This window comes from Paenibacillus sp. tmac-D7 (assembly GCF_006519665.1).
Lineage (GTDB): Bacteria > Bacillota > Bacilli > Paenibacillales > NBRC-103111 > Paenibacillus_G > Paenibacillus_G validus.
Window position 1 is genome coordinate 1 of sequence record NZ_VIDW01000041.1, and the last position, 22,939, is coordinate 22,939.

A 22,939-nucleotide genomic window follows, 5' to 3' on the forward strand; every position below is an offset into this window, starting at 1 on the left:
AATAAGGCGGTTGTTTTTGCGTTTGGAGAGGCCGGAGGAATTCGAACCCCGAGAGAAGGGCGCCGATGCACGGAACCTCGCCCGACTGCACAGCGGCAAGTTCATCGCTTGTCCGCCTGACCATTGGCGGCGATGAGCTCGCCCGTTCACGATATCGAAGCCCAAGTCTTGCAAAAACGCAGGCATGTCATGTACGCTAGAGTCGTAAACCATACGTTAGATGTCGGAGGGTGAGCAAGTGGCGGTACTGGTAACGGGCGGTGCGGGATATATCGGGACTCATACGTGTGTGGAACTATTGAACAGCGGATATGACATTATCGTCGTCGATAACTTCGATAACAGTAAGCCGGAGTCGCTGAAGCGCGTGAGAGAAATTACGGGGAAAGACTTCAAACAGGTGCAGGCCGACCTATTGGACCGAGACCGGCTTGAGGCGATTTTTCAGGACAATCGGATCGAGGCGGTCATTCATTTTGCCGGGCTGAAGGCCGTGGGGGAGTCGGTGCGTCTTCCTCTGAAATATTATCACAACAACATTACCGGCACGCTGCTGTTGGCCGAAGTGATGCAGAAGCACGGCGTGAAGAAAATAGTCTTCAGCTCATCGGCGACGGTATACGGCATGCCGGAGCGGGTACCGATTGACGAGGAGATGCCTTTGGGAGCTACGAATCCGTACGGTCGGACGAAGCTGATGATCGAGGACATCCTTCGCGACATATACATCTCCGACCCTGAGTGGAGCATTGCGCTGCTTCGTTATTTTAATCCGATCGGGGCTCACGCCAGCGGACGCATCGGAGAGGACCCGAACGGGATCCCCAATAATCTGATGCCTTACGTGACGCAAGTGGCAGTGGGCAAGCTGAAAGAACTGCAAGTATTCGGCAGCGATTACCCGACTCCGGACGGAACCGGCGTGCGCGACTACATCCACGTGGTCGATTTGGCGCTTGGTCATGTGAAGGCGGTGGAGAGCGTTCTCTCCAGCACGGGCGTTGAAGCATACAACCTCGGTACCGGCAATGGGTACAGCGTGCTTGAGATGGTGCGGGCCATGGAACAGGCTGCGGGGAGAACAATTCCTTACCGTATCGTAGATCGCAGGCCCGGCGATGTGGCGGTATGTTACGCCAATCCTGTCAAAGCCCGGGAGAAGCTGGGCTGGTCGGCGGAACGGGGATTGGCGCAAATGTGCGAGGATGCCTGGCGCTGGCAGCAGCAAAACCCCGACGGATACGGAAAATAAGCGCATGATGGAAAAGACCTGCCGGCATACCGCGCTTGTGCCTGGCAGGTTTTGCAGTTCGCCAAACAGATGAACCGAGGCAGCGATTTTTTTGAAAAAAAGGTATTGCCAACCCTAAACCTATTCGCTATAATAACACTTGTCGCTTTTAAGCATGGCCCGTTGGTCAAGGGGTTAAGACACCTCCCTTTCACGGAGGTAACAGGGGTTCGAATCCCCTACGGGTCATACTATGCGCGGTTGTGGTGGAATGGCAGACACGCTATCTTGAGGGGGTAGTGGGCGTACGCTCGTGGAGGTTCGAGTCCTCTCAACCGCATTGAAGCATCAAATCGATGAAAGCAAGTCCGATTTCCAGAGCTGGAAGTCAGACTTGCTTTTTTGTTATAGACGCTGCCATTTGGGGGAAGATAACCGCAAGCTTAATTTGGGAAGCCGAGAGGAGAGGTTAACGATGCAGCAAACCGAGCTGCTGGAAGATCAAATAGCGGGCGTGCTGGCGGCGAATCGAATCTGCTCGTTCGGAACGGTAGACGGAAACAAGCCGATGGTACGCTATATGGCGTTATTCCATGAGGGGCTTACGCTTTACTTGGCGACGAACAGCAAAACCGATAAAGTGGACGAGCTTCAAAACAACCCGAATGTTCACGTTCTGGTCGGGTATGACGGCAAACGTTCTTCGGACATCCTCCAAATTCAGGCAAGGGCCGAGATTTGCAAGGATAACGCATTGCGGGAGCGGCTCTGGAATGAGTCGTTTAAAGCATGGTTTCAAGGCCCTCATGATCCGGACTATGTCATACTGGAAATCAAGCCGGAACGTATCGAATACAACAGCGCGAATGCCGAGCCTCGAGTATGGCAAAAATAACCGCAACCAAGCGGCAGCGGCAACGATTTTACAGGAGCGCCGCTGCTTGCCCGAAGCCAACCGCTCCCACTTTACTCTTCTGTGCGAAAGAAGTATAATGGGATCTATATTCGCGGTTGTGGTGGAATGGCAGACACGCTATCTTGAGGGGGTAGTGGGCTTCGCCCGTGGAGGTTCGAGTCCTCTCAACCGCATACCAGCTTTACAAGAGCCTTCGCTGTTACGAGCGAGGGCTCTTTTTTTATTATAGATACTTTACTTGTACTTCGTAAGTAAAGTATCTATAATAATAAGCGTAGGACAAGTAACCAAGAGGAGGTGACAAGCAATGGCTCAATGTGCCTGTGGAAACACGCAAAACGCCCAAGGTCAATGCGATGGTTCGCATGCTAAGAAAGACAAATAAGGACCTGTAAGCGACGTTTTGTGTCGAAGCGATAAACCAAACAGCAACAGCCGGGAACTTCCGCAGCGGCCGCTGCCGGAAGTTTATTGGCTTTACGCGGCGTTCCGCCGTACGGTATACTTTCGGTATCATACACTTGTTCCAACAAATGCTGAAGAAGGACCGTGATCCGATGCAAGTCAACGCAGCACTGAACGCAGCGGCCGGCCGCGACGCTTTGAAGCAAGCGGTAGGCATCGCCCTGCTCGGCAAATTGAAAGACATGCAGACGGCACAAACCGCAACGCTGCTGCAAGATTTTGCCGCGGCGCAGCATCCGTATTTGGGCAAAAGCCTAGATATTCGAGCTTGATCAACGTACATATCGAAATACGCTCATGAGGGAAACCTGTGCGGGCGGCTTGGCTCCATAGAGCGAAGCCGCCCGGCAGGTTTTTTCGTTCGGCGGACGGGCCTTTACAACATCTTAACCTGCGGACCGCGGCAGACCGATTGCAATCGGTCCATTGTCGTCGGATAATGACATCTGAAGGATAACGAGAAGATCCTAGGGAGGCCTGAGCCATGGTTGAAAACTGCAACGAACAAACATTGCGTCCGCTCATCATCGGACACCGCGGGGCCGCGGGGGAAGCGCCGGAGAATACGCTCGCCTCGTTCGAGCTTGCCGTAAGGCAAGGGGCGGACGCGGTCGAACTCGACGTGCATCTTACGGCGGACGGCGAGCTGGTCGTCTGTCATGATCACACCGTGAACCGTACGACCGACGGGCAAGGGCGAATCGATCAAATGACCGTCGAACAAATAAAGCGGCTGGACGCCGGGCGCTGGTATGACGAGAGATTCCGCGGAGAGCGGATTCCGCTGCTGTCCGAAGTGTTTGCGGCCCTGCCCGCGAATGTGATGATCAACGTTGAGGTGAAATGCGGGTACAGCGATAAGCTGTCCGGGCGGCTGGCGGAGCTTCTAGCCGGGTTCGGCCGGCTGGAGACGACGGTGGTCTCGTCCTTTTCCCATAAGGTGCTGTACCGGCTGAAGCAGCGTGAGCCGGCGATTCGCGTCGGGCTGCTGTATGTAGCGGATCTGGTGCGTCACTCTGTGCTTGCTGAAACGGCCGGAATGGACGTCTATTCCCTTCACCCGCAATATCAAGCCATCGGGCCGGAGGATGTGGCGGAGGCGCAGCGTCACGGGCTTCGGGTATATCCGTTCACGATTAACGAGCCCGAGCATTTGCGGCAAGCGGTGCAAGCCGGCTGTTCGGGGATCATTACGGATTTTCCGGCGCGGCTGAAGGCGATGCTGGGTTAAACTCGGGGCATGCCCCCGTTCTAATGACGATATTCCTTGAAGAGGTAACAATTCTTGCCCGTCTGACCGATATACGTTAAGAGACGGGAGGTAACGTTGATGATGAACAAAACACGCAACATCCGGACCCGCGGACTGGCTTGTCTGCTGTCCTTCGCTCTGTTGTTCATGCTGTTTCCGATGCGCTCGCTCCACGCCGAGAGCCGTTACTCCGATGTCGGCGCGAGTTACGGATGGGCGACGAGCTCGATCACGTTGATGTCGAACAAACAAATATTGACCGGATACCCCGACGGCCGATTCCGCCCGGAGAAAGCGGTAAGCAAAGCGGAATGGACGACCATGGTATACCGTCTCTTCGATAAATACCGGCCGAATGCGACGGCGACAGGGCTGAAGAAGGTCGGCTTCTTCGCGGACGTGACTTCCCTGCATTGGGCGTCCAAGCCCATCTCCGACGTGTACGACGCTTCGTTCCAGATCGGCGGTTACGGAGTAAACCGTGACGGTCAGCTGGCCTTCATGCCGGACATGCCGATGTCGCGGCTGCAGCTGGCGCAGATGTTATACGCGTTCTTCGGCGGGAAGCTGATGAACGACCGGATGAGCGACAATGACGTGTGTGCCGTTGTGCTGGACTTTAAAGATATTCCGGCAACCTTATATACGGACCCGGAGGCGTATGCATTCGCCAAAAACGACGGCAGGTATGATGCCAACGGCTGGATGTATGCGGAAGAGAACGGCGTGTACAAGACGCTGTTCATGGGCAAAGGTTCCAGCGACTGCACGCTCGGCGATGATCCGTTATCCAATGTGCAGGCGAAGGCGCTGGCCGGGTTAAAGTCTAACGGCATCATGACGCCGAACGATGACGGATATTTCCGGCCGAAGGAAGCGGTGAGCCGTGCGGAAGCGGTCGTTATTCTGGACCGGATTTATCATTATTTAAAAAATAACCAATGGCTATCCCTTTACTCGACGGTCGATCTTAGTGTAACTGGGCCCGATAACAGCGGAGGAGCGGCAGCTCCCGGCTCCCCGCCTGCGAATACGCCGGGAGGCTCATTCAACTACAACCCGAATCCGGGTGCGGCCTTCCCGTCGACGGATCGACCGCCGGGCTCGCAGGAATGGACGGACCGGTCGAACGTGCGAGTGACCGATTATTTTGACGATAAGGGCGTTATCGTGAAAAATATTGCAGTGAACGGGGAAATCGAGACAGCGGTTCAGCCCGGAGGCACCAAATATTTGACCGTCGATTTGAAGTCCAAAGAAGCCGTCGATTTGTACGTGATCGTGGACGGACGGATCGGTTTCGTGAGGAAGGAAGAGCTGCCTCTCACGCTGACGGTCGGCAGCGCGCAGCTCGTCGGCATCCGTTCGCAGCTCCGCGACACGAGCTTGAAGAAGTACGGCGATTACACTGCGACGTTATCGGTTCAGCTGTCGGACAAAGAACCGGAGAGCAAGAAGAAAAAATAAACGGCCGCCTAGTAAAAAGGCTTCCTGTCCCGCAAATGGGAAAGGAAGCCTTGAATCTTTTTATTGCAGCAGATGTTTATGGGCGGTGTAATCGATTTGCTTCTTCTCCAAGAAGGAGATCAAGCTCTTGTAATCGCGCCGCGGCGTCGCCAGAATGTATCCCTTGATGCAGTGCTCGCGCGTGACGGCTGTCGCCTTCTCGTTCAGTGCGACTTCGCCGATCTTCGCGGCGATGGAATGCTTGGCGATATCGCGGAACGGTGCCGGGACGGGCTCGACGAGCACATCGAGGAATGCTTTGGATTCGTCGGTCCACAGATGGCGGGACGCTTCCACGTAATGGTTCTGCCAATCGAGTTTGGACTTGCCGTCGGCCATCGGCAGCACCTTGAAAAATTTGCGGAACATGAAATATCCGCCTACCGACATCGAGAAAATCAACACGAACACCCAAAAAAATATAAACCACATAAACCCCTGATTCGGGGAGCTGCTCATCGCGTATAGCATGAATATCGTCACCTCACTCCACATTATACCGCAACTTGCCTGTCAGGAAAATGAAAATCCCGGAAGAAGCCTCCCTTTCCTAGATTTCTTGCGGCAATCCTAGTAAAATAGATAAAAGCTAAGAAAGGGAGTGGATCGCGAACATGGTTAAAATCGGATCGCACGTATCGTTTTCAGATAAAGGGCTGCGGGGCGCGGCCAAAGAAGCCGCGAGCTACGGCTCGGGCACGTTCATGATCTATACCGGGGCGCCGCAGAACACGCGGCGCAAGCCCATCGAGGATCAATATATCGAAGAAGGCAAAGCGCTTATGGAAGAGCACGGCATCGGTGAAATTATCGTGCACGCTCCGTACATCATCAACCTTGGCTCTTATAAAGAAGACACGTTCGAGCTGGCCGTCCGCTTCCTGCAGGAGGAAATCCGCCGCACGGATTATCTTGGGGTGAAGCAGATTGTGCTGCATCCGGGAGCCTACACGGACAAGGATGCCGAGTACGGCATCGCGCGGATCGCGGAGGGCTTGAACGAGGTGCTGGCGGGCATCAAGGATACGGGCGTGAACATCGCGCTGGAAACGATGGCCGGCAAAGGCACCGAGATCGGACGCAGCTTCGAGGAGCTGGCCGCCATTATGGAGAAGGTGGAGCGCAACGACCGGCTGACCGTTTGCCTGGACACGTGTCACGTGAACGACGCGGGATACGACATTGTGAGCGATCTGGATGGGGTGCTGGAGGAGTTTGACCGCGTGGTCGGACTGGACAAGCTGGCCGTCATCCATTTGAACGACAGCAAAAACCCGCGCGGCGCGGGCAAGGACCGTCATGCCCCGGTTGGCGCGGGCTGGATCGGCTTCAAGGCGATGTACAACATCGTCCATCACGAGAAGCTGAACCACCTGCCGTTCATTCTGGAGACGCCGTGGATCGGCAAGGAGGACAGCTCGCAGCGTCCGATGTATGAGGCGGAGATTGCCTTGCTCAGCGGCACCGTGCAGCAGCGCTTTGGGGATGGCTTCTTGTCGGATGTGGAGAAGCTGGACCATTTCTTCAAGAAGCAGGACCTCGACTCCCGCCAATTCGTGCTGCAGACGTGGGAGTTGCTGAAAACGGACGCGAAAGCGAAAAAGGCGGACGGCCGCGAGCCGATGGAGCGTCTGTACGATTTAATCGCCGCGGACAACTTGTTCCCGGACTTGTCGGAGGAGCAAGTAAACCACCGTCTGACGGCGTGGTTTGCCGGCGAACACTTATTGGCTTCCGTCTAAGACGGATCGCTTATATAGATCATTTTTGAAGGCTCAACAGTAAAAGGAGAAGAGAGTTTCATGGTTCCCAAATTGAATCCCAAAACCAAGAGCGCCGAAGTAAACCGCGCCCGCATGCTGGTGTCCTGCCCGGACCGTCCCGGCATCGTGGCGGCGGTATCGCGATTCTTATTTGAATACGGCGCCAACATTATTCAGTCCGATCAATACACGATGGATCCGGCTGAGGGCGGGTTGTTCTTTATCCGCATCGAATTCGATCTCGACAATTTGGACCAGCGCCGCGCCCAATTGAAGGCGGACTTCGCCAAAGTGGCGGAGGAATTTCAAATGTCTTGGAGCATTACCCGGGCAAAACGGAAGAAGCGGCTCGCCATTTTCGTCTCCAAGGAAGACCACTGCTTGCTGGAGCTGCTGTGGCATTGGCAGTCCGGCGATTTGGATGCGGACATTGCGATGGTAATCAGCAATCATAACGATATGCGCGAGCTGGTCGAGCCGCTGGGTATTCCGTATTACCATATCCCGGTGACGGCGGATACGAAGGCGGAAGCGGAGCGTCGCCAGCTGGAGCTGGTGACGGGGCAGGTCGATGCGATCATTCTCGCGCGGTACATGCAGATCATTTCGCCAAAATTCATCGAGTACTTTCCGAATAAGATCATTAACATTCACCATTCCTTCCTGCCGGCGTTCGTCGGCGGCAAGCCTTACGCGCAGGCGCACAACCGCGGCGTGAAGATCATCGGGGCGACCGCGCATTACGTCACGGAAGAGCTGGACGGCGGACCGATCATCGAGCAGGACGTTCAACGCGTCAGCCATCGCGATAACGTGGACGACTTGAAGCGGATCGGGCGTCACATCGAGCGTGCCGTGCTCGCGAAAGCTGTAAATTGGCACGTGGAAGACCGCATTATCGTACATCATAATAAAACGGTCGTATTTAATTAAAATGACGGCATGCAAAAGGTTCTGTTTTCCTGCGGGGGAACGGAACCTTTTTGCATGCCGTTATGTTCGCGTTTTGAGGCATCCCGAAAGCCGGGGCCGGATAGCATGCAAAAAAAGAAGCTGCAGGACACGGGCTTACGGGTGCGAGCGGCCGAATAAAGCCGTAGGAACCTGTGCTGATCGGACTGCGGTTGCTACGGCTTCTCTTAGTTCGAGCTGCGGATTTTCTCCGCCGACAGGTCGGTCGTGTTTAAGGCGGGGTACGGGGTGGAGTGTACGAAGGTTTTGTTTTTACCTGTCCGTTTGGCCGCGTATAAGGAGGCGTCGGCGCCCTTGAACAGCGCTTCTTTCCCTTTGCCCTTCATGTATTCCTGCAGCCCGATGCTGATGGTCGCAGCTTTGGAATCGAGCTCGGGGTGCAGCGTAACGTATAGCTTATGCCGGATTTGCTCGACGAGGCGGTAAGCTTCATCGAGCGTTTTCTCGGTGAAGATCACGGCGAATTCCTCCCCCCCGTAACGGGCGACGAAGTCGTTCGGCGTAACCGTTTCTTTAATAATGCTTGCAACGCGTATCAGAATGATGTCTCCGACCCAATGGCCGTAGGTGTCGTTAATTCTCTTGAAATTATCGATGTCCAAAATCGCGAGCTGCAGCGAAAGATCGTTAAGCTCGTTCTGCTCGATCAATTTTTCCAGATATTCATGAAACGTCTTGTGGTTGTACAGCTCCGTAAGCGCATCGATTTTGGAAAGCGTGTCCATAATAATGTTCTTGACCAGCAGTTCCTGCTTCGCTTCCGTGGCGTGCTTGAGGTTGTCCAGCAGTTCGATGCCGCTGCTCGTGATGGATAGCGCGATAACGGTCGTTCCCGTGTATAAGAACAGGATTCCAATCATATGCACCGGCTGCATCGTGAGGCGCAGCGGAGCGCTGACCCCGTACAAGACGCCGAATGAGAGCAGCACGAGAGCGAACGCGATTAAGATGGTTTGTTTATTAAAGGATAGAACGGATGTTAAAATCGGAAAGATAAAGATGGCGGGTACGATTCCGATTGACGGATTCATGAGAATGATGGACGAGGCGTACAAAATTCCGGTTGAAACCAGCAGCCAATCGCTCTGAGCGTGCCGGTAGCGGTACAGCCATTCAACGATCCCCGTGGCGATTGTGAGTAAAAGGGCATGCAGGGCGAGCGGTGCAATGATTTCCCGGGGGCTCATGTCGTGCTGGATGCGCTGAATGGAAAATTCCAGGATCACGGTCAGAAGGATGGTGATCCAATACAGATTGAGCATCTTTCGATACGTATGACGCGTATTGGCCAGTTCCAACAATATATGATTCATAGATCGACTCCCATGCAAACGTAGTACAGCGGACCCATTTCCAAGGTTGAAAAAAGCGGCTAGTCCTAATTTTCTATTTCGACAATAATACAGTAAATCCTTTGCGTAATTTTATTAATTTTTATCCGTTAAGATTTCGGGATGAAGGTTGATTGGATATGGCAAACTGAAAGAGACAATGGTACAATAAGGGATATTTGAAATGCGCCGGACATGTACGTACAAGTTGGCACTGCGTACTGTAAAGACGTGATCGGCCAGATCTTGCTGCAACCATGCCAAGCCGCTTCACCACATTGCAGCAAGAAAATAATGGAGTGGAGGATACTCATGACCGTTTCAAACAAGACAATCGATCAACTATCGGTGGATACGATCCGTACACTTTCCATCGACGCCATTGAAAAAGCGAAATCCGGCCATCCCGGCATGCCGATGGGCGCCGCTCCGATGGGTTACGAGCTGTTCGCGAAGCTGATGAAACATAATCCGGACGCACCGACGTGGGTGAACCGCGACCGTTTCGTCCTCTCTGCGGGCCACGGCTCGATGCTGCTATACAGCTTGCTGCATCTCTCGGGTTACGATTTATCGATGGATGAGTTGAAAAACTTCCGCCAATGGGGCAGCCGCACGCCGGGTCACCCGGAAGTGGGACATACCCCCGGTGTCGACGCAACGACGGGTCCGCTCGGACAAGGCTTCGGGATGGCGGTCGGGATGGCGATGGCTGAGGCGCATCTGGCTGCTGTTTATAACCGTGATCAATTCCAGGTGATCGACCATTATACATACGCGATTTGCGGAGACGGCGATCTGATGGAGGGCCTCTCCTCGGAAGCAGCTTCGCTCGCGGGCCATTTGAAGCTCGGGAAACTGATCGTGCTGTACGATTCGAACGATATTTCGCTCGACGGCGAATTGAACCTTTCGTTCTCCGAGAACGTCGCCCGGCGGTTCGAGGGTTACGGCTGGCAAGTGCTGCGCGTCGAGGACGGCAACGACCTCGGAGCGATTCATCAGGCGGTGCTGGACGCGCAAGCGGACTACCGTCCGACGTTGATCGAAGTGAAGACGGTAATTGGCTACGGCAGCCCGAACAAAGCGGGGAAAGGCGGCCATGTCGGTCCGCACGGCTCGCCGCTCGGCGTAGACGAAGTGGCGCTGACGAAGAAAGCGTACGGCTGGGACGAAACGCATCACTTCCATGTGCCGGATGAAGTAAGGGCGCATTTTGCGGATGTGAAGAGGCGCAACGTCTCGCAGTACGAAGCGTGGAACGAACAGTTTGCCGCCTATGCGAAGGCTTATCCGGAGCTGGCGAAGCAGTTCCAGGACGCCGTGAACGGCGATTTGCCGGAAGGCTGGGACGAAGGCATCCCGGCGGATATCCCGGCGGATAAAGGCACGCGTACGGCTTCCGGCATCGTGCTGAATGCGATCGCGCAGCGCGTACCGTCACTCATCGGCGGTTCGGCGGACCTCGAGTCGTCGACCATGACGCACATGAAAGGCCTCGGCATGCTGACGCCGAAAGATTACAGCGGGCGCAACGTGTACTTCGGCGTGCGCGAGTTCGGTATGGGCGCAGCGGTAAACGGGATGCTGCTGCACGGCGGCTTGAAAGTGTTCGGCGGCACGTTCTTCGTGTTCTCCGACTACTTGCGTCCGGCGATTCGTCTGGCATCGATCATGGACGTGCCGGCGATCTACGTCTTCACGCACGACAGCATCGGTGTCGGCGAAGACGGTCCGACGCACGAGCCGATCGAGCAGCTGGCGGCGCTTCGCGTCATTCCGGGCATCACCGTCATCCGTCCGGCAGACGGCAGCGAAACGGCGGCGGCATGGAAATACGCGGTAGCGAACAAACGCGGCCCGGTCGCCCTCATCTTCTCCCGCCAAGCGGCGGCGAAGCTGGAAGGCTCCGAGAACGGCGCGCTTGAGCGCGGCGCTTATGTATTGGCCGACGCGCCCGGCGGCAAGCCGCAGGCGCAAATCATCGCTACCGGCACGGAGGTGCAGCTGGCCGTTGCGGCGCAGAAGCAGCTGGCCGAAGAGGGCATACCGGTGCGCGTCATCAGCATGCCGAGCTGGGAATTGTTCGATAAGCAATCGCAAGAGTATCAAGATTCGGTCATCCTGCCTGACGTCAAAGCGCGCTTGGCGGTTGAGATGGGTCATCCGTTCGGCTGGGACCGTTACGTCGGCGATCAAGGCAGCGTGCTCGGCATCGATAAATTCGGCGCTTCCGCTCCGGGACCGATCGTCATCCGCGAATACGGCTTTACGGTCGAGAACGTGGTGGCACGCGTCAAACAATTGTTGAAATAGAAGGAGATTCGTTCCCATGTCGCAATTTGAACAAGTGACCGTCGTCACGAAAGCCAACGTATATTTCGACGGCAAGGTAACCAGCCGCACGGTGATTTTCGCCGACGGCACGAAGAAAACGCTCGGCATCATGCTGCCGGGCGAATATGAATTCGGCACCGATGTGAAGGAGATCATGGAGATTCAAGCCGGCGAACTGAGGGTACTGCTGCCGGGCGCTTCCGAGTGGCTCGAAATCAACGGTACGGCTGAATTTACCGTACCGAAAGGCGAGAAGTTCAAGCTGGACGTACGCACGGTTACGGACTACATCTGCTCTTACGTTCACGAATAAGCCTGCTTCCAGAAGAAAACCCCGGCGGCCGCTTTCTCCAAGAGAGAAGGGCGACCGCCGGGGTTTTTGCCGCAGCGCGAGGCTGCGCTTCAAGACGCTTGCGCTATTCAGACTTGCTGTGTATGTATTCTTCGATCTTCAGGCGTACGTAAGGAGGCAGACCGGACAACATGCAGCCGTAAAGGAACTGATCCTGGTCCTGGTCGATACGGATGATGCGCGCCGTTACAGGCGGCAGATCGGCTTCCTGCGGGAAGTGGATCACGATGAACATGTCGCGGGCCAGCGGGAAGGAGCTCAGGATGCGTATGCCGCTCTCGGATAGGTCGACCAGCGTACCTTCGATCAGCTGCCCCGAGAACGAGCCTTCCTGCTCCCATTGATACACGGACAGGTGCAGCTTGATATTCAGCCGCACACGGGCATTGCGGCGCCGTTCCGCGGCTTCCAGCTCCGGGGTTCCCTTGTTCGTCGCTTGCACCTGCAGGTGCATCCATTCCTCATAACATTGAATAATGGAGCTAAGGTCGTGCTCGCCGAGGCCCCGGGCCAGACCCATCTGGAAAATATCCGTGGCGCTGTGCAGCATAGGCGCGGGCATTTGGAAGCTGTCGGCTACCTTGCCGGCCAAGAGCAGATCCTTCAGCATCCATTGCAGCGAGAATTGGCTGCTGAAGTCGCGCTGAAGAATTTTGGGCCCTTTCATTTCGGCTTGTCTGCTGTTAGCGGCGCCTGCCTGTACGACGTCGAGAAATTGCTCGGGCGCGAGTCCGGCCTTGGCCGCGATGGACAAGCCTTCCATCAAAGCCAGCGCGTTAATGCCGACCATCGTATTGTGCGCCAGCTTCGTGTACGAGCCGGAGCCCGAAGGACCCATATACATGATCTTGGCGCCCATCGCCTCAAACACGGGTCGCCGCTGCTCAAGCACCTCTTCCTGGCCGCCGACCATGAAGACGAGCGTGCCGCTCTCTGCGGCGGGTTGGCTGCCCGTGACGGGCGCGTCGAGAAAGTCAACGAGATGCGTAGCGAGCTCGTCGTACAATTTCCGGCTCGTTTCCGGGGAAACCGTGCTGCAGTCGATGACGGTTTGTCCCGGCCGCAGGCCGTGCACGATGCCGTTCTCGCCGAACACGGCGTCAAGGACGACTTGGTCGGTGCTTAGCATCGTGATGACGACGTCGGCCCCTCTGGCCGCTCCGGCGGGGCTTGCGGCGATTTCGGCGCCCAACGCCGCAAGGTCTTGCGCTTTGTCAACACTGCGGTTGTAGACGACGACTTCAAATCCTTTTTTCAACAGGTTCGCGGCCATAGGCTTACCCATGGTGCCGAGACCGATAAATCCGATCGTTGTCATTGGCAATCCCTCCTGTATACATTTTAGCATCTGGAGGGAAACCTGTGAATGTTCTCTTGCGTTACCGAAGGCAGATCAAGTATTCTATTTCTATAGGGATTTACGAAAATTACAGTTACATAACGAAGGTTCGGATCGGAGGAAACGAAATTAATGACGGCTAAACTGCAATTTGATTTCAGCAAAGCATTAGATTTCATCGGACGCCATGAGGTGGACTACCTGGCGGGGGCGGTGGCAACAGCCCACGAGCAGCTGCACAACGGAACGGGAGCAGGCAACGATTTCCTGGGTTGGATCGATCTGCCGGTGAACTACGATAAGGAAGAATTCGCCCGCATTCAGCAAGCGGCAAAGCGCATTCAGTCGAATTCCGACGCGCTGGTCGTCGTTGGAATCGGCGGCTCTTACTTGGGCGCGCGTGCGGCCATCGAGAGCTTGTCCCACAGCTTCTACAACCTGCTGCCGAAGGATAAACGGAAGACGCCGGAAATTTATTTCGTCGGCCAGAACATCAGCTCGACCTATGTTACGCACCTGCTGCAGCTGTTGGAAGGTAAAGACATTTCCGTGAACGTCATCTCCAAATCCGGCACGACGACGGAGCCGGCGATCGCTTTCCGGATTTTCCGCGAGCTGCTGGAGAAGAAATATGGTAAGGAAGGCGCGCGCGAGCGGATTTATGCGACGACCGACCAAGCGAAGGGCGCGCTGAAGAAGCTGGCGACCGAAGAAGGGTACGAAACGTTCGTCATTCCGGACGATGTCGGCGGACGGTACTCCGTGCTGACGGCGGTAGGTCTCCTGCCGATTGCAACGGCCGGCATCGACATCGAATCGATGATGCGCGGCGCAGCTGACGCCCGTGAGGCGTATGCGAACCCGAATTTGGCCGAGAACGAAGCTTACCAATATGCAGCGGTGCGCAATGCGCTGTACCGTAAGGGCAAGACGACGGAGATTCTTGTGAACTACGAGCCGTCGCTACACTTCGTTTCCGAGTGGTGGAAGCAGCTTTACGGCGAGAGCGAAGGCAAGGATAACAAAGGCATTTTCCCGGCGGCGGTCGACTTCTCCACAGACCTGCATTCAATGGGACAATTCGTTCAAGAAGGAACACGGAATCTGTTCGAAACCGTCATTCAAGTGAAGGAAGTGTCGGAACAAATCGTCATCGGAACCGATGCGCAGGATTTGGACGGGCTGAACTTCCTTAGCGGCCAGACGATGGATTTCGTCAATAAAAAAGCGTTCGAAGGCACAATGCTGGCGCATACCGACGGCGGGGTGCCGAACCTGATCGTTACGCTGCCGGATTTGACGCCATATACGTTCGGCTATATGGTCTACTTCTTTGAAAAAGCTTGCGGTATCAGCGGTTACTTGCTCGGCGTTAACCCGTTCGACCAACCCGGTGTGGAAGCATATAAGAGAAACATGTTCGCCCTTCTGGGCAAACCTGGTTATGAGAAGGAAAAGGCGGAGCTGGAAGCCAGACTCGGCAAGTAAGCCGGACGCTGGACGAAGCGGCAAAACAAAGCGGTTCACCCTGCCGGGTGATCGCTTTTTTTGCAAGCAATGTGCCGCAAGGCCCGCTTACGTGTGGAAGGAGGCGGCCTGAACCCGCATGTTGATGCAATATCGAACGGTGAAACGACTGGGCACTGCCGAGATCGTCATCAAGAAGTCCCGCTTTATCGGATTTGCCAAACCGGTGCACGATGAAGCGGAAGCCGTTGCTTTTATCGAGAGCATTAAGAAGGAGCATTGGAACGCGACCCATAACTGCTCGGCGTATTTGATCGGGGAACGCGATGAGATTCAGAAGGCGTCTGACGATGGGGAGCCGAGCGGGACGGCGGGTAAGCCGATTCTGGAGGTTATCAAGAACCAGGGTCTGAAAAATGTGGCCGTTGTCGTCACCCGTTATTTCGGCGGGATTTTGCTCGGCGCAGGCGGTTTAGTCCGGGCCTACACCGACGGAGCGGTCGCCGGACTGGCCGCGGCGGAGCAGGTATATAAGGTGCTTCACCGGGAAGTGCGGGTGACAATCGATTACACGTGGCTCGGCAAGGTGGAGAACGAGCTGCGCGGCCGCGGGATGATGATGGAAGAGACCGAGTTTACGGATAAAGTGACCTTGCGTTGTTTGCCGCTTGCGAAGGATGCCGATCACTTCATGGCATGGATGATCGACCTGACACAAGGGCAAGGTGAAATTCAAGAAGGTGAAAGTCGATACGTCGAGCACGCCGAGCTTCCTGCATAGGAGGCCGGCGGCTTGTAGTATATATCATTCATTTCATATGGGCCTAACTATAATGGGAGTTGAAACCACGTGGCACGAAAAGCAGTTGAGCAGGAGCTAAGCCGCCAACGTATTTTGGATGAGGCACGCCATTTGTTTGTCAAACACGGCTATCATGCTTTAACGATGCGAAGCATCGCAAAGTCGATGGGCTACAGTCACGGCGCATTGTATTATCATTTTAGCGAGAAAGCGGAATTGTTCTACGCCCTGGTTACGGAGGACTTCCGGATGCTGCTGGAACGGCAGAAGGACATGCTTCGCCGCACCCGGCTGGGCGATATGGCGCAGCTTGAGAAGCTGATGCTGGAATTCATCAAGTTCGGTTTGGACAATCCGAATCATTACGAGATTATGTTTATGATCAAGGATCAGGAGCTGCAGCGCTATTCACGAACCGAACAAGCGCAGTGCCTGGACTTGTTCGCTACCGTGGTACGGTCGGTCGTTGCCCGCCAAAAAGACGATAAGAAAATGTACAGTTTGCCTTGGAGCTTGTTCATGTCGATGCACGGATTCATTTCGTATAATATTCATTACAATCAAACGTTCGAAGACGTCCGCAAGTTGGCAGAGCAGCATGTCAAATATTTGTGCGAGGGGCTGCGAGGGTGAACATCCTATAGAAGCGGCAACCGAAGAACTTTTGCAGCCCCACGCTTCAGTGCAGTAAAGTATATTTACCTGTTCGCTTTGGAACTCATCTTTCTCGAGACGCTTACCCGCGTATAAACTTTAACAGACAAGTGCGTTCGCGCGGCCCGTCGAACTCGCAGAAGTAAATGCCCTGCCAGCGTCCCAAGACTAGCCTTGAGCCTGCAACCAATACGGTTTGCGAAGAGCCGACGGTCATGGCCTTCAGGTGGGAAGCGGTGTTGCCTTCCGCATGGCGGTATTTCGGATGCTCCCACGGGTAAACTTCGTCCAGGCGCATCAGTACGTCGTGCCGGACGTCCGGGTCTGCATTCTCTTGTATCGCAATGCCCGCCGTCGTATGCGGCGAATAAATGACGGCGATGCCGTCTTCCATTTGTTCCTGCTTCAGCAGGTCATGGACTTGGCGCGTGATGTCGATCATTTCGCTGTGCGCGTTCGTCCGCAGGTGCAGCTTATGGATCATAGCGGTTCCCCCTCTGTAAGGTAACGTCGTTAAACATTATATTACACAAGGCGCGGACGCTCCAAACATGGTACAATAAGTGGCGATACGGAAAAGTAGGCGGGAGGGAGACGCGAAAGATGGATCTTACGAAAAACACATTGGAAAATACCGATTTCATGATCGAGGAAATCAAAAAGAAGCTGCGTATGGCTTCTGGAGCGGCTTTGAAGGCCGTGTCGTTGAACGATACGCAATATGAAGATTTGCGTGACATTTACGACATGGTGGCCGGTAAAAACCAATTCAGCATCAGTGAAATAGAAGCGATTACAACCGAGCTCGGCCGGCTCCGCCGCTAACGGAAGGAGCCAGGCGCCAACCCGGTCCGGAAGATCGACAATGGGGGTAAGTACACATCTTGCCGGCTAAGCGGGACGACCGTACAATCAGATGAGACGAAGGCCTCGTACAATATATCGTTAACGCCAAACCGCCTGCGGCTTGGCCTGACGATCTTATTGGAGGTGGGTGTAGATGCACAAGGCAGTTGGCAAGCAAGAAGTCGCCAAGCTGGTGGGGAAATCCATTTATGCGGTTAAGAAGGACGGTTCAGTCGTTAGCGGCAAGCTGGTTCAAGTAAGCGGCGGCGAGCTGCGCGTTGCAGTTGGCGGCGGTAAAGACAAGAAGGTACGGACTTCTGCGGTGATTCCACTCGTTTTGTTCGATCTGCTCGCAATCGGTACAGCTCCATTCGCTGGCGGCTTCGGAGGCTTCGGAGGCTTCGGAGGTGGCTTCGGAGGTGGTTTCGGAGGTGGTTTCGGAGGCGGCTTCGGAGGCGGGTTCTCGGAATTCGGATTTGGCGGACCGTTTATTTGGTAACATGCATCATTCCAAGACAAAGACCCATTCGCGTTTGTACAGGCGCGAACGGGTCTTTGTCTGTTAGCGGATGAATCAGAGCACTGCGGCCTCGGTCCGCATATATTTGCCGATAAATGCAGTCATTGTGCGCTGATAAGTCGTCTGATCGACCTGGTAAGATTTGCCGTGACCGGCGTTCTCGACGATGAGCAGATCCTTCTCGCTGCGGCAGTTCTCGTATAAAGTGTGAACCATCTCGCAGGGAACGAACCTATCCGCGGCTCCATGGATGAACAGAATCGGCACCCTCGCTTTGCGCACCTGAACGAGCGCGGAAGCTTCGTCGAAGGCATAACCTGCTCGTATTTTCGTCAGAAGACTGGTACTCTGGAGCAACGGGAAACGGGGCAGACGATACATGCGCTGCAGTTGGTAGCCAAGCTCGTCTTTGGCGGACGTATACGAGCTGTCGGCGATCACCGCCTTCACTTGATCGGGCAGCGGCTCTCCACTGGCCATCAACACCGTAGCTGCGCCCATCGATACGCCGTGCAGTATAATAGCCGATCGATCCCCGGCATGCCCTACGATGTAATCGATCCATTTCAAGTAATCCCGGCGTTCCAGCCACCCGAATCCGATGACGTTACCTTCGCTGCGCCCATGGCCTCGATGATCGGGCATCAGTACGTTAAACCCGAGCTGCTCATGATAGTATTTCGCGAAAGCACCCATCTGCTTCGCATGGCCCGAATAGCCGTGTGCCAAAATCACGGTATGGGCTGCAGGCGCGCCGGCTTCCAAATAATAGCCGCGGAGCTTTAGCCCGTCGTCCGATACAATCTCCACCTCCCGAAAAGACTGCGCCTCGATCCAGGCTTGAGTTTCGGGAGCGAGAAAAGGTTGATCGGATCTCAGATCCGGGGTCTTGGCGAGAAAAGCTTTCGCGTTGCGGACTACGGCCTTGTTGTAAAAGTAAAAGCTGGCGGCGATGTCGGCTAATACCATAAATGCGATAATAACGATCAAGGCGCTTAGCAACGTACGTTATCCCTTTCCTTCTTACTCAAACAACGACTTGTACCGGCCGTACCCTTCGCGCTCCAGATCCTCCTTCGGAATGAAGCGCAGTGCAGCGGAATTAATGCAGTACCGCAGGCCGCCAAGCTCCCTGGGTCCGTCGTTGAACACGTGGCCGAGATGCGAATCCGCTTTGCGGCTGCGAACCTCGGTGCGGATCATGAAATGGCTGTAATCTTGCTTTTCCTCGATTATCCCGCCCGAGAGCGGCTTCGAGAAGCTGGGCCAGCCGCAAGCGGAATCGAACTTGTCGCGCGAGCTGAACAACGGTTCGCCGGAAACGATATCGACGTACAAGCCTTCGCGGTGGTTATCCCAGTATTCGTTGCGGAAGGCCGGTTCGGTGCCGTTCTCCTGCGTTACCTTCCACTGCATCGGGGTGAGCCGTTCTAGCAGGTCGGCTTTATCCTGGTCGGTGCTCCAGTGCGTCTTCAGGAAATCGTCGCGCCCGGAGCCGCGCCGGTACATCTTGTACCGCAGCGGATTTTTCTTGTGGTAGTCCTGATGGTATTCTTCCGCCGGATAGAACGTGCCGGCAGGCTCGATCGGCGTCACGATCGGGCGGTCGAATCGGCCGCTCTCCTGCAGCTGCCGTTTGGACGCTTCGGCCGCTTGACGCTGAGCTTCGGTATGGTAGAAGATGGCTGTTCGATACGAGGAGCCCCGGTCGCAAAACTGGCCGCCCGCATCTGTCGGGTCAATCTGCTGCCAGAACAGCTCCAGCAGCTCTTCATAAGGAAAAACGTCGGGCTCGAACGTGATTTGCACGGCTTCCGCATGGCCCGTCGTATCGGTGCACACTTCCTGGTAAGTCGGGTTTGTCGTGTGGCCCCCGGTATAGCCTGAAACGATGCTGACGATGCCCGGCCGTTCCTCGAACGGAGATACCATGCACCAGAAGCATCCGCCGGCGAAAGTGGCCAGTTCGGTTTTGGTTGACAACATGTTCGTTCACCTCGCAGTTGATATTGATTATTCAATCCTTCCATTATAGCTCAATCTGTCAGACGGTTCACCCGTTAGCTCTGCACGGGGCGATTACCCGAACCGCTTTCCGTTGACGTAGTAGCTGTCTTCTTGATAGGCGACAAAAGCGATTTCCGCCTCCGAGATACCGACGGTCTTCAAATGGGCGTCCACCGCTTGGGCGAAACGGTCGCGAACTTCTTGACCGCGCTCGAACCATGCGACTTCGATGAATGGAAACGAAGGCACCAATTCGCCGTCGAAGACGCCGGTCGTCTGGAGACACTCGATCGTAAAGTTGTCCGTCCCGCAGTCGCATACGCGGGCCAGCTCGTCGACGAGCGGACGGCTAATGGCGCGTACGAATTCCGTAGGGATGCCGCGTGTGATAAGATGGGGCATGAGTCCACGCTCCTTGTCAGGTGGTAGCATTCCTTCTATTGTAACAGAGAGGCGAGGAGCGTCTCAATGGGCGGCGATGCAGCGGCAGTTCGGGTAGGAGTATGGCATGTAGGCGAAGAGGCTCTCCGAAGGTCCGTTGACCGAAGGACAGCCTCTTGGCTTATCTGCTTTTGATTAAAAGTTGAACGGCTTCCGCCACTACTTTGCTTGTATCTCCGCCGGTTTCCTTCTCGTCGAGGATGCATTGTTCCAGGTTTTTGGCAACGATGCAGGCAATAGCTTTATCGGCGGCGTTTCGGATTGCAGAGATTTGAGCGACAACTTCCTTACAATGCTTCTCTTCTTCCATCATATTTAATACGCCGCGAACTTGTCCTTCCAGCCGCCGCATACGCTTCTTCAGATCGTCGTCATAATTCATAGCGATCCCAATCCTCCTATGACCCAAACCTGTGCCAGTATAAGTATTATTATGCCGGATTTGTCTGGTTTGCACAATAGAGCGGCTGGAATTTCATCACGTTAAATAAACAGGTTTACTTTCGCATCTGCGGCTTGTTTTGAATAGCGCCTTATCGTTCCGCTCTGGCCGCAGGCCATACGATGACGCCCTACAATATCGGCGAAAGCAGTCTCGCACAAGGCTCGCGAAACTTATGAAGCAGCGGTCGCCTCTCGTAGGCCGTAAGAGTCAGCCATCTGCTGTGCAGCATGTCGTTCTCGAACGTCTCCTTCAGTTTGACCGCCGTTTCGGTATCGTAGATGAACGCGTTCACTTCGAAGTTCAGCTTGAAGCTGCGGATGTCGATGTTGGCCGTACCGACCGTCGCGATTTTGCCGTCGGTCACGATCGTTTTGGCGTGGAGGAAGCCTTTTTCATACAGATAACATTGCACGCCGCATTGCAGCAGCTCGCCGATATAAGAGAACGACGCCCAATAAACCAGCTTGTGGTCCGGCTTGCTCGGAATCATGATCTTGACGTCGACCCCCGAGAGGGCTGCCATTTTCAAAGCGGTGATGAGGCTTTCGTCCGGAATGAAGTAAGGGGTCTGGATGTAGATGTGCTCCTTGGCGTTGACGATCATCTTGAGGTAGGCGTTCTTGATCTGCTGCCATTCCGAGTCCGGCCCGCTGGAGACGATCTGCATCCCGACACGGCCCGGATGCTGCCCTAGCGGGAAGTAGCGCGGTTCGATCAGCACCTGATCGCCCGTCGCAATTCCCCAATCGAGGAAGAACAGCGCCTGCATGTGGAGCACCGAACCGCCTGCCAGCTTCAGGTGTGTGTCCCGCCAATAGCCGAACCGTCGGCTCAGCCCGAGGTATTCATTCCCGACGTTAAAACCGCCGACGTACCCGATCTGTCCGTCGATGATGACGAGCTTGCGGTGGTTGCGGTAGTTGACCCGCAGGTTCACATAAGGAATGCGGGAAGGGAAGAAGGCAGCAACGCTGCCTCCGGCCTCTCGCAGGTTGTGAAAGAAGCGGCGCGGCAGCGAGGAGCAGCCGATATCGTCATAGAGCAGGCGGACTTGAACGCCTTGCCGCGCTTTTTCCGTCAGCGCATCCACGAGTCTTTGCCCCAGGCTGTCATTGCGAATGATGAAGTACATGATATGCACGTGATCCTTCGCTTCCCGGATATCCCGCAGCAGCGCGTCGAATTTCTCATTGCCGTCGGTGAAAATTTCCACTTCGTTATCCTGCGTGTACAACGCATAAGCGCTCGATAAATTCATATAAATCATATCCTGGTAGTCGGCGGTGTCCGGATCGTGATAGGGAATCCGGTTCATGCGCAAATCTTCCTTCTGCTGCTCGACGAGCGTATCGACGATCCGCCGTTTGTCGTCCTTCAATCGGTAAATCTTCCGGCGGCTCAAGTTTTGGCCGAGAATCAAGTACAGAATGAAGCCGACGCCCGGCAGGAAGAGCAATACCATCATCCAGGCCCACGTGACGCCTACGTTGCGCCGCTCGAGAAAGATGACGGCTATCGCCAGCAGGACGTTCAGTATGGAAATGACGGAATACCCGTTCTTGATAATATCCATGAGCGGTCAGCCCCTCGACTATGAATGATATACGCCTGTGAAACATGTCCACTCCTCATAATAATACAATTTATTCGAAAGTGAAACGACGCCGGATGCGTTATGAAGATTTCCAGCCGCTCATCAAATGTTTCTGATACTTGGAACGGGATTATCGTGAGACGGACGGCGGCAAAGTTATTTGGCCGGACGGGTGTCAGGAAATGATTATCCATTATGGGGCAAGCTATGTGTCGGAAGAATGCTGAAGGCTGGATCGATCCGGCAGACGCAGGATGTCGTATTTATACAAGACGAGCAGGTAGTTCCGTGATAGAGTGGGGATATGCAGACACCATAAAGGGAGGAATCGCGATGATTCGTAAAATTGCAACAGCAGCCGTTTATGTAGAGGATCAGCAAAAAGCGAAGACGTTCTGGACGGAAAAGGTCGGCTTCGAGCTCGTTCGCGAAATGTCGATGGGTCCGGGCGGCAGCTGGCTTGAAGTAGCGCCGAAAGGAGCGGAAACGGCGCTGGTTATATACCCGCGGACGATGATGAAAAACTGGCAGGAGCTGAAGCCTTCGCTCGTATTCGAATGCGCCGACATCGATGCGACGTATCAGGCGATGAAAGCGAACGGCGTTCATTTTGAAGCGGAGCCGAACAAGATGCAGTGGGGCACATTCGCTATTTTCCATGACGAGGACGGCCATTCGTTCGTGTTGAGGGGGTAATGC

The 22,939-nt window shown here is 55.0% G+C and carries 24 protein-coding genes and 3 tRNA genes; 18 read left to right on the top strand and 9 right to left on the bottom strand.

Annotated elements, in window-relative coordinates:
* The first annotated feature begins 238 nt into the window (after positions 1–238).
* The 8 genes from galE to FKP33_RS21385 all read left to right on the top strand — a co-directional run bounded on the left by galE (position 239) and on the right by FKP33_RS21385 (position 5,331).
* Positions 239–1,252 carry a UDP-glucose 4-epimerase GalE gene (gene galE, locus FKP33_RS21350; protein ID WP_127609709.1) on the top strand — a complete coding sequence of 338 codons (1,014 nt, stop codon included), beginning with the start codon at positions 239–241 and terminating at the stop codon, positions 1,250–1,252.
* A 156-nt stretch (positions 1,253–1,408) separates the two neighbouring features.
* A tRNA-Glu gene (locus FKP33_RS21355) sits at positions 1,409–1,480 on the top strand.
* An 8-nt stretch (positions 1,481–1,488) separates the two neighbouring features.
* A tRNA-Leu gene (locus tag FKP33_RS21360) sits at positions 1,489–1,571 on the top strand.
* 135 nt (positions 1,572–1,706) lie between these two features.
* A complete protein-coding gene (locus FKP33_RS21365; RefSeq protein ID WP_054796868.1) occupies positions 1,707–2,126 on the top strand; it encodes a pyridoxamine 5'-phosphate oxidase family protein in 420 nt (139 codons plus the stop codon).
* A 112-nt stretch (positions 2,127–2,238) separates the two neighbouring features.
* Positions 2,239–2,320, top strand: a tRNA-Leu gene (locus FKP33_RS21370).
* A 384-nt stretch (positions 2,321–2,704) separates the two neighbouring features.
* A complete protein-coding gene (locus FKP33_RS21375; RefSeq protein ID WP_054799559.1) occupies positions 2,705–2,884 on the top strand; it encodes a putative motility protein in 180 nt (59 codons plus the stop codon).
* A 212-nt stretch (positions 2,885–3,096) separates the two neighbouring features.
* A complete protein-coding gene (locus FKP33_RS21380; RefSeq protein ID WP_054796870.1) occupies positions 3,097–3,843 on the top strand; it encodes a glycerophosphodiester phosphodiesterase in 747 nt (248 codons plus the stop codon).
* Between the two features lie 99 nt (positions 3,844–3,942).
* The gene (locus FKP33_RS21385) at positions 3,943–5,331 is read left to right on the top strand and encodes an S-layer homology domain-containing protein (protein ID WP_258313513.1); all 1,389 of its coding nucleotides are present in this window, start codon (positions 3,943–3,945) and stop codon (positions 5,329–5,331) included.
* A 60-nt stretch (positions 5,332–5,391) separates the two neighbouring features.
* On the opposite strand, the gene FKP33_RS21390 is transcribed toward FKP33_RS21385, so the two are convergent.
* Complete coding sequence (locus FKP33_RS21390) at positions 5,392–5,841, bottom strand: DUF2621 domain-containing protein (protein WP_127610122.1); 450 nt, start codon at positions 5,839–5,841, stop codon at positions 5,392–5,394.
* 143 nt (positions 5,842–5,984) lie between these two features.
* Between FKP33_RS21390 and FKP33_RS21395 the strand changes: the two genes are divergently transcribed.
* Positions 5,985–7,112 carry a deoxyribonuclease IV gene (locus tag FKP33_RS21395; RefSeq protein WP_127610120.1) on the top strand — a complete coding sequence of 376 codons (1,128 nt, stop codon included), beginning with the start codon at positions 5,985–5,987 and terminating at the stop codon, positions 7,110–7,112.
* Positions 7,113–7,172: 60 nt separating this feature from the next.
* Entirely contained in the window at positions 7,173–8,066 is an 894-nt protein-coding gene (gene purU, locus FKP33_RS21400) for a formyltetrahydrofolate deformylase (RefSeq protein ID WP_127610118.1), read from the top strand.
* A gap of 206 nt (positions 8,067–8,272) precedes the next feature.
* Here the strand turns inward: purU and FKP33_RS21405 are convergent, their stop codons facing one another.
* Positions 8,273–9,418: a GGDEF domain-containing protein gene (locus FKP33_RS21405; protein ID WP_127610116.1), complete on the bottom strand. Its 1,146-nt coding sequence runs from the start codon at positions 9,416–9,418 to the stop codon at positions 8,273–8,275.
* Between the two features lie 330 nt (positions 9,419–9,748).
* Between FKP33_RS21405 and tkt the strand changes: the two genes are divergently transcribed.
* Both tkt and ppnP read left to right on the top strand, forming a co-directional pair.
* Positions 9,749–11,752, top strand: a complete 2,004-nt coding sequence (tkt, locus tag FKP33_RS21410) for a transketolase (RefSeq protein WP_141336321.1) — start codon at positions 9,749–9,751, stop codon at positions 11,750–11,752.
* A 16-nt stretch (positions 11,753–11,768) separates the two neighbouring features.
* Positions 11,769–12,086, top strand: coding sequence for a pyrimidine/purine nucleoside phosphorylase (ppnP, locus tag FKP33_RS21415; protein WP_054796878.1), 318 nt, complete (start codon positions 11,769–11,771; stop codon positions 12,084–12,086).
* Positions 12,087–12,189: 103 nt separating this feature from the next.
* Here the strand turns inward: ppnP and FKP33_RS21420 are convergent, their stop codons facing one another.
* Positions 12,190–13,443 carry an NAD(P)-binding domain-containing protein gene (locus FKP33_RS21420; protein ID WP_141336322.1) on the bottom strand — a complete coding sequence of 418 codons (1,254 nt, stop codon included), beginning with the start codon at positions 13,441–13,443 and terminating at the stop codon, positions 12,190–12,192.
* Between the two features lie 153 nt (positions 13,444–13,596).
* Between FKP33_RS21420 and FKP33_RS21425 the strand changes: the two genes are divergently transcribed.
* The 3 genes from FKP33_RS21425 to FKP33_RS21435 all read left to right on the top strand — a co-directional run bounded on the left by FKP33_RS21425 (position 13,597) and on the right by FKP33_RS21435 (position 16,366).
* Positions 13,597–14,952, top strand: coding sequence for a glucose-6-phosphate isomerase (locus FKP33_RS21425; protein ID WP_127610110.1), 1,356 nt, complete (start codon positions 13,597–13,599; stop codon positions 14,950–14,952).
* A 118-nt stretch (positions 14,953–15,070) separates the two neighbouring features.
* Entirely contained in the window at positions 15,071–15,712 is a 642-nt protein-coding gene (locus FKP33_RS21430; protein ID WP_054796880.1) for a YigZ family protein, read from the top strand.
* 69 nt (positions 15,713–15,781) lie between these two features.
* Entirely contained in the window at positions 15,782–16,366 is a 585-nt protein-coding gene (locus FKP33_RS21435; protein ID WP_127610108.1) for a TetR/AcrR family transcriptional regulator, read from the top strand.
* Between the two features lie 103 nt (positions 16,367–16,469).
* On the opposite strand, the gene FKP33_RS21440 is transcribed toward FKP33_RS21435, so the two are convergent.
* Positions 16,470–16,871 (bottom strand): secondary thiamine-phosphate synthase enzyme YjbQ, encoded by a 402-nt coding sequence (locus tag FKP33_RS21440; RefSeq protein ID WP_054796881.1) that lies wholly within the window; start codon positions 16,869–16,871, stop codon positions 16,470–16,472.
* Between the two features lie 119 nt (positions 16,872–16,990).
* Here FKP33_RS21440 and FKP33_RS21445 point away from each other — a divergent pair, with 119 nt between their 5' ends.
* Both FKP33_RS21445 and FKP33_RS21450 read left to right on the top strand, forming a co-directional pair.
* On the top strand, positions 16,991–17,212 hold the full coding sequence (locus tag FKP33_RS21445; protein WP_127610106.1) for a DUF1128 domain-containing protein: 222 nt from the start codon (positions 16,991–16,993) through the stop codon (positions 17,210–17,212).
* 175 nt (positions 17,213–17,387) lie between these two features.
* A complete protein-coding gene (locus FKP33_RS21450; protein ID WP_127610104.1) occupies positions 17,388–17,732 on the top strand; it encodes a hypothetical protein in 345 nt (114 codons plus the stop codon).
* Between the two features lie 75 nt (positions 17,733–17,807).
* Here FKP33_RS21450 and FKP33_RS21455 read toward each other — a convergent pair whose 3' ends face one another.
* From FKP33_RS21455 to cls, 5 genes are all read right to left on the bottom strand, one after another.
* Positions 17,808–18,755 (bottom strand): alpha/beta hydrolase, encoded by a 948-nt coding sequence (locus tag FKP33_RS21455; RefSeq protein ID WP_230876374.1) that lies wholly within the window; start codon positions 18,753–18,755, stop codon positions 17,808–17,810.
* Between the two features lie 21 nt (positions 18,756–18,776).
* The gene (gene msrA / locus FKP33_RS21460; protein ID WP_127610102.1) at positions 18,777–19,739 is read right to left on the bottom strand and encodes a peptide-methionine (S)-S-oxide reductase MsrA; all 963 of its coding nucleotides are present in this window, start codon (positions 19,737–19,739) and stop codon (positions 18,777–18,779) included.
* A 93-nt stretch (positions 19,740–19,832) separates the two neighbouring features.
* Positions 19,833–20,162 (bottom strand): DUF1904 family protein, encoded by a 330-nt coding sequence (locus tag FKP33_RS21465; protein WP_127610100.1) that lies wholly within the window; start codon positions 20,160–20,162, stop codon positions 19,833–19,835.
* 160 nt (positions 20,163–20,322) lie between these two features.
* Complete coding sequence (locus FKP33_RS21470; RefSeq protein ID WP_127610124.1) at positions 20,323–20,589, bottom strand: metal-sensitive transcriptional regulator; 267 nt, start codon at positions 20,587–20,589, stop codon at positions 20,323–20,325.
* A 184-nt stretch (positions 20,590–20,773) separates the two neighbouring features.
* Positions 20,774–22,219: a cardiolipin synthase gene (gene cls, locus FKP33_RS21475; RefSeq protein ID WP_127610098.1), complete on the bottom strand. Its 1,446-nt coding sequence runs from the start codon at positions 22,217–22,219 to the stop codon at positions 20,774–20,776.
* Positions 22,220–22,573: 354 nt separating this feature from the next.
* On the opposite strand from cls, the gene FKP33_RS21480 reads away from it, so the two are divergent.
* Positions 22,574–22,936, top strand: coding sequence for a VOC family protein (locus tag FKP33_RS21480; RefSeq protein ID WP_054796886.1), 363 nt, complete (start codon positions 22,574–22,576; stop codon positions 22,934–22,936).
* Positions 22,937–22,939 lie beyond the last annotated feature (3 nt).

What these genes read in the sequence shown, in the direction of transcription:
- FKP33_RS21365 (WP_054796868.1), top strand. Translation starts at nt 1,707, where the DNA reads ATGCAGCAAACCGAGCTGCTGGAAGATCAAATAGCGGGCGTGCTGGCG.
- FKP33_RS21375 (WP_054799559.1), top strand. Translation starts at nt 2,705, where the DNA reads ATGCAAGTCAACGCAGCACTGAACGCAGCGGCCGGCCGCGACGCTTTG.
- FKP33_RS21380 (WP_054796870.1), top strand. Translation starts at nt 3,097, where the DNA reads ATGGTTGAAAACTGCAACGAACAAACATTGCGTCCGCTCATCATCGGA.
- FKP33_RS21385 (WP_258313513.1), top strand. Translation starts at nt 3,943, where the DNA reads ATGATGAACAAAACACGCAACATCCGGACCCGCGGACTGGCTTGTCTG.
- FKP33_RS21390 (WP_127610122.1), bottom strand. Translation starts at nt 5,841, where the DNA reads ATGCTATACGCGATGAGCAGCTCCCCGAATCAGGGGTTTATGTGGTTT.
- FKP33_RS21395 (WP_127610120.1), top strand. Translation starts at nt 5,985, where the DNA reads ATGGTTAAAATCGGATCGCACGTATCGTTTTCAGATAAAGGGCTGCGG.
- purU (WP_127610118.1), top strand. Translation starts at nt 7,173, where the DNA reads ATGGTTCCCAAATTGAATCCCAAAACCAAGAGCGCCGAAGTAAACCGC.
- FKP33_RS21405 (WP_127610116.1), bottom strand. Translation starts at nt 9,418, where the DNA reads ATGAATCATATATTGTTGGAACTGGCCAATACGCGTCATACGTATCGA.
- tkt (WP_141336321.1), top strand. Translation starts at nt 9,749, where the DNA reads ATGACCGTTTCAAACAAGACAATCGATCAACTATCGGTGGATACGATC.
- ppnP (WP_054796878.1), top strand. Translation starts at nt 11,769, where the DNA reads ATGTCGCAATTTGAACAAGTGACCGTCGTCACGAAAGCCAACGTATAT.
- FKP33_RS21420 (WP_141336322.1), bottom strand. Translation starts at nt 13,443, where the DNA reads ATGACAACGATCGGATTTATCGGTCTCGGCACCATGGGTAAGCCTATG.
- FKP33_RS21425 (WP_127610110.1), top strand. Translation starts at nt 13,597, where the DNA reads ATGACGGCTAAACTGCAATTTGATTTCAGCAAAGCATTAGATTTCATC.
- FKP33_RS21430 (WP_054796880.1), top strand. Translation starts at nt 15,071, where the DNA reads ATGTTGATGCAATATCGAACGGTGAAACGACTGGGCACTGCCGAGATC.
- FKP33_RS21440 (WP_054796881.1), bottom strand. Translation starts at nt 16,871, where the DNA reads ATGATCCATAAGCTGCACCTGCGGACGAACGCGCACAGCGAAATGATC.
- FKP33_RS21445 (WP_127610106.1), top strand. Translation starts at nt 16,991, where the DNA reads ATGGATCTTACGAAAAACACATTGGAAAATACCGATTTCATGATCGAG.
- FKP33_RS21450 (WP_127610104.1), top strand. Translation starts at nt 17,388, where the DNA reads ATGCACAAGGCAGTTGGCAAGCAAGAAGTCGCCAAGCTGGTGGGGAAA.
- msrA (WP_127610102.1), bottom strand. Translation starts at nt 19,739, where the DNA reads ATGTTGTCAACCAAAACCGAACTGGCCACTTTCGCCGGCGGATGCTTC.
- FKP33_RS21465 (WP_127610100.1), bottom strand. Translation starts at nt 20,162, where the DNA reads ATGCCCCATCTTATCACACGCGGCATCCCTACGGAATTCGTACGCGCC.
- cls (WP_127610098.1), bottom strand. Translation starts at nt 22,219, where the DNA reads ATGGATATTATCAAGAACGGGTATTCCGTCATTTCCATACTGAACGTC.
- FKP33_RS21480 (WP_054796886.1), top strand. Translation starts at nt 22,574, where the DNA reads ATGATTCGTAAAATTGCAACAGCAGCCGTTTATGTAGAGGATCAGCAA.